The sequence below is a fragment of the Kyrpidia sp. genome (assembly GCF_023512215.1).
GTDB lineage: Bacteria > Bacillota > Bacilli > Kyrpidiales > Kyrpidiaceae > Kyrpidia > Kyrpidia spormannii.
Genome location: NZ_JAILZZ010000097.1, coordinates 1 through 4,263, shown reverse-complemented (window position 1 = coordinate 4,263; position 4,263 = coordinate 1). Strand labels below are relative to the sequence as shown.

7 protein-coding genes are annotated in these 4,263 nt (G+C 62.0%); all 7 read right to left on the bottom strand.

The genetic code is table 11. The features are described from left to right. Positions 1–154 precede the first annotated feature (154 nt). The 7 genes from K6T64_RS16375 to K6T64_RS16345 all read right to left on the bottom strand — a co-directional run bounded on the left by K6T64_RS16375 (position 155) and on the right by K6T64_RS16345 (position 4,128). The gene (locus tag K6T64_RS16375; RefSeq protein WP_288011210.1) at positions 155–691 is read right to left on the bottom strand and encodes an AAA family ATPase; all 537 of its coding nucleotides are present in this window, start codon (positions 689–691) and stop codon (positions 155–157) included. Beyond that, positions 679–1,497 carry a conjugal transfer protein gene (locus tag K6T64_RS16370; protein ID WP_288011207.1) on the bottom strand — a complete coding sequence of 273 codons (819 nt, stop codon included), beginning with the start codon at positions 1,495–1,497 and terminating at the stop codon, positions 679–681. Before K6T64_RS16370 ends, K6T64_RS16375 begins: the two co-directional genes overlap by 13 nt. A gap of 123 nt (positions 1,498–1,620) precedes the next feature. Further along, positions 1,621–2,064 (bottom strand): HD domain-containing protein, encoded by a 444-nt coding sequence (locus K6T64_RS16365; protein WP_288011204.1) that lies wholly within the window; start codon positions 2,062–2,064, stop codon positions 1,621–1,623. An 82-nt stretch (positions 2,065–2,146) separates the two neighbouring features. After that, positions 2,147–2,425, bottom strand: a complete 279-nt coding sequence (locus K6T64_RS16360) for an HU family DNA-binding protein (RefSeq protein ID WP_288011201.1) — start codon at positions 2,423–2,425, stop codon at positions 2,147–2,149. Next, a complete protein-coding gene (locus K6T64_RS16355) occupies positions 2,307–2,909 on the bottom strand; it encodes a gamma-glutamylcyclotransferase family protein (protein ID WP_288011199.1) in 603 nt (200 codons plus the stop codon). The genes K6T64_RS16360 and K6T64_RS16355 overlap by 119 nt, the downstream gene beginning before the upstream one ends. After that, positions 2,906–3,661, bottom strand: a complete 756-nt coding sequence (locus K6T64_RS16350) for a hypothetical protein (RefSeq protein ID WP_288011197.1) — start codon at positions 3,659–3,661, stop codon at positions 2,906–2,908. The genes K6T64_RS16355 and K6T64_RS16350 overlap by 4 nt, the downstream gene beginning before the upstream one ends. Before the next feature lie 26 nt (positions 3,662–3,687). After that, positions 3,688–4,128, bottom strand: a complete 441-nt coding sequence (locus K6T64_RS16345; protein ID WP_288011194.1) for a hypothetical protein — start codon at positions 4,126–4,128, stop codon at positions 3,688–3,690. Between the last annotated feature and the right edge of the window lie 135 nt (positions 4,129–4,263).

The following is a 4,263-nucleotide window of genomic DNA, read 5'->3' as shown; positions in this document are numbered from 1 at the left end:
TTCTGCCCACAACCTGCGCAACTCCCGCCTCTTCGCCCAGTGCATCCTTTCTTGGGCGTTGAGGCCCGGAGGCGGGGCGTGGAAAATCGTGAGCACAACCGCCTCGTCAGCCGATGCTTGCTTCGGTACAGCCATTTCGAACCGCCTCCAACAATCAGATAAGCTCCAGCACCGCCTTCGCCACCTCATCCGGGCTCAGGTGCGTCGTGTCCACCCGGGGGGCGTCTGCTTTCCGCCACTCCCGTTCCGTCCTGTCCTGAAAGGTGCGGGGATCCGGCAACGTTCCGTCGCGTTCGATGAGCCGCCTCCTGCGTTCCCTCTCGTCACACGTCAAGACCACCACCGCCAACCCGTGCCTCCCGGCCCATTCGGCTTCCTCTACCGTCCGGCCGTCGTCGATGACCAACGGCGCAGAAGCGGCCCGCAAGGCCGCCTCCGCATGGTACAGGATGGGGTTCGGTTGAAACGCACGCAGCAACCGCCCCGTGCGCTGAAGATAGATCCTCCGCACCGACTTCGGCTCGGAGGCCAGCCAGGGGAAGGCGGCTTCGGCCACCCGCCGCACCGGCTCGGCCAAGGAGTAGCACCTATAGCCGTACTGCTGTTCCAGCAGCCGGGCCGTGGTTGTCTTCCCTACCCCCATTGCACCAATCAACAGCACAGAACCAACGAATCGACTTAGTGCAGCCAAACTTTCTCTACCTCCAAATGCCCTTTGTCGTCCCTCAGAAAGTCTACAAGAAACTGCTCCGGCAACACCGTCTGCGTGACCGGGTCCAAGACGTTCACCGTCGTCACCGCTTCGTAGTGCCCCTTCCCCAGATCGCGAATCTTCATATCCGCAACCTTTTCGAACTTCACGAACCCGCCCATCGGCTGAACCGCAGTTCCCGGGACCACCATGTTCGCCAGGTCCGCCGGGTTCGAGGACGTGAGAAACGTCCGCAGGAAATCGCTCACAAACGGCGTGGCCACGTCGTACACGTCCTGCGGCGCGTCCTTGGCCGCTGGAGCCGGCTTCTGCCCGAGCGCCGGCGGCGGCAGGATCGTCGGCGGCGCGGTGATCACGTACCCCGTGTCGGCCCTGTAGATCGGCACGTTGAGCACCAGGTGCCGGGTCTGGGCCTTCTGCCCGTCCGAGACGTCGCACCAGGCGTCCACCGAGACGACGGCAAAGCCCGGACCCGGGCGGGAGACGTCCCGGACATACATTTCCCGCGGCGTCTGGTCCTGGGTGGGCGGCGTCCAGTCCTGGGGTTCGAGCCCCGGCCAGAGGTCGGCGACGGCCGCCTTACGCTCGTCGGCCGACTCCCCTTTGTGCACCGTGAGCCAGACTCGGGCCGCGTGGAGGGCGATCGCCGACACCTGGTGGTCATCCTGCGGCCCCGCCGTGTCCGCCTGGGCCGGGGCGAACATCCGGGTGATGGCGCCGACGCCGCCGAGGGCTCCCAGGGCGAGCAGAATCCAAAGTGCGATACTGGTCAGTTTTCGGACCAAAAGAAAAACCCCCTTTCATTAGTTAGGGGGAGCGGGAGAAGCGGACGGCAGTTCAGCCGCCTGAATCGCTTCTTCTGTCCAACAAACCGGCTCCGACCAAGACGAACAACGCGGCAACCATCATCACCACCCGTCATTCCCCGCAGCCGAAAGCGTCCGAATCGCCGCTTGGTACCGCTTTACTCGCGCAAAATCACTTGGCCCGGGGTTCGAAATCCGGCTCAGGTCACAGTTGTGCCTCAGATCCGCAATTTTGACCGCTCTAGCGATCGGATTGGCCGCTACACGCGCGAGGTACGCATCATAGCTCTCACCCTTCATCTTCGTGATCGCTCGAACCGCTTCGATCACATCATCATCGAACCCAGCGGCGCGAAGGTCTTCCAGCGCAATGTCGCTGTCCTCGCACACATCGTGCAACAGAGCCACAATCTTCTCCTTGCTGCCGTGAACCATGGACGCCACGGCAAGCGGGTGCTCGATGTACGGCCACCCACCCTTGTCGGTTTGCCCTGCGTGCGCTTGTTTGGCGATTCGAAGGGCTAACGCCAGATCGGCTTCGGACACGGTTCATCACCCTTTCTGACAGCTAGGAAGGTTCGGGCGAGAAGGAGACCGCCCTCGCCCTGCAACCTTCGAACCAACCTGCTCAAGCCGTCCGGCAAGCCTCTTTTAAGCCCTTCCCGGCCTTGAACGCCGGCGCCTTCGAAGCCGGAACCTCGATCGGCTCGCCGGTCTGCGGATTACGGGCCGTGCGGGCCGCCCGCTCCCGGACCTCGAAGACCCCGAACCCAGTGAGGCTGACCTTATCACCGGAGGCCAGCGCTTCGGAGATACTCTCGAAGAGCGCGTCCACGGCTTTCGCCGAATCCTTCTTCGACAACCCGGACTTTTCTGCGACTTTCGCGATCAAATCCTGTTTGGTCATAGATTTTCACCCTGTCCTTTCGTAGTAAATTTTCTCTCAATCTCTTGCGGTACTCAAGACTGAGCACTTTCGCGCCTTCCCAGATGAGCAACGCATACTCCCGGGAAGGCTGGATTTCGACCGGAGACTTGTCCACAATTTCGTATGTCCACGCCCATTTCCACCGTCCGCCGAGCCATTCCGGGTACACCCGAACTCGCTTCCGCCGGTAAAAGAACGGCGCCCCCTCCCGGCGGTCAAGCAGGGCGAAGTCCGGGACCTCGTACAGCACGCCTTCCACCCATTCCCCCGGCTCGCGGACGATGTCAGCGACACCCCCTTTCCTAGTAGAAGAGTAGCGGGAGAACGCGAGCCTGTGGTTTTTAAGCACCGCCGGGCCGACGTACACAGCCGCCGGGTCGGTGCGGAGAATGTCGGTGTAATTCATGCAGGAACCGTAGGCGAAATAAAGCTGCGGTCTCCCGGCTCCCCGGTAAATATTCACTCCTCAACCTCCTCGTCCCTCCGCCGCCTGAACAGCGGATATTCCGTCTTTCGCTCGGGCACCGGCACCCAGTCATCCTTCCAGTCCGCCGGATCCGGCAACTCCTCCGGCAGCACCTCGTGATACTTCAGGTACGGCGCCCCGTGCGTGATATAGGGGCAGTTGTGCCCGGCGTGCTCGCCGACCCATGTCACGTCCCAGGCGTAGCACTTGACCTCCTGCTCGCCGTTTTTCCAGTCGGTCTGCATGTTGAACACGCAGCCATCACATTTCTTTCTCCTCGACGGACCGTCCCCGCTCCAGGTCGGGTACTTCTCGAAAACACGGATGTACCCCGCCCGGATCAGGCTCGCCGTCACCGTCCAGGGGTCCCAGCCGTCAAGGATGATCGGGTCGTCCATGTTCTCGAATTCCAGCTCCTCATCCTCGTCGTCCGGGTGCCGGCTGATGATGGGATCGTAGAACGGCCCGACGCCGTCGTAGACTGTCGCCCGAATCCCCTCCATGACCAACGGACCCGACGCGATGTCCCGGAGGATTTTTACGCCCAGGAGATAAAACGTCTGGGTTTCGCCATCATCAGTGCCCCAATGCAGTTCCGCGAATCCCTCGTGAATGATAAGTTCCATCAGATAATGCGGGGTGAGCGCCTCCCCGCGCCTTCCGTCCGCGAATTCCACGTAGTAAGGCCAGGTCGGCTCCTGGCTGGGGTCCAGCCAGTGGACCCGGTCCCTTTCCAAGTCGATTGGCATGGTCGATCAACCCTTTCTTGTGGTGGTTATCCCGGGAAAAACGAGACCCCAACGCCTCGCCGCGCCAGCTCGGAGGCCAGCGCCGAAGTGGAGACCGCTTCCAAGCCCGGAGGCCCGGATGGCCGCGTGAGCCTCCGGACGCCGATAATGTTTCCGTTCTCATCCCGGACGGCGCTCTCCGGACCCGTGTCCGGCGCCACTACATCCGTTCTTCCCTGGGCCGCCGCAGCCTGGGCGGCCAGGGCCGAAACAACGTACAGGACATCCGACTTGGGGTCCGGGAGCCCTTCAATGTCGCCGAACCGCGTTTCGACCAACGGAATTTCCGTGGTTCCGACCAGCACGTAGCTGGCGGGAACGGCAACACTTGTTATCCGGACGGTCTGTCCGGATTTTGGAATGACAACTTTTTCGCCGTTTCCCGAAAAAACAACGATGTCATGCGGAGTGAGATTGACCAAGTGCACCCCAATTCCCCCCTTGGCTTAAATCCGCCTGCCGGCCAAAGCTTCGCCAGTCGACGGAAAGACTTCATAGCGCTCGCCAACGGCCAATTCCTCCCCATCCCAGCGAATGAACAGCTCGTTGGCGCACTTGTAGTC

Excerpts from the sequence above, each read along its gene's own strand:
- K6T64_RS16350 (WP_288011197.1), bottom strand. The coding sequence starts at position 3,661 with ATGCCAATCGACTTGGAAAGGGACCGGGTCCACTGGCTGGACCCCAGC.
- K6T64_RS16360 (WP_288011201.1), bottom strand. The coding sequence starts at position 2,425 with ATGACCAAACAGGATTTGATCGCGAAAGTCGCAGAAAAGTCCGGGTTG.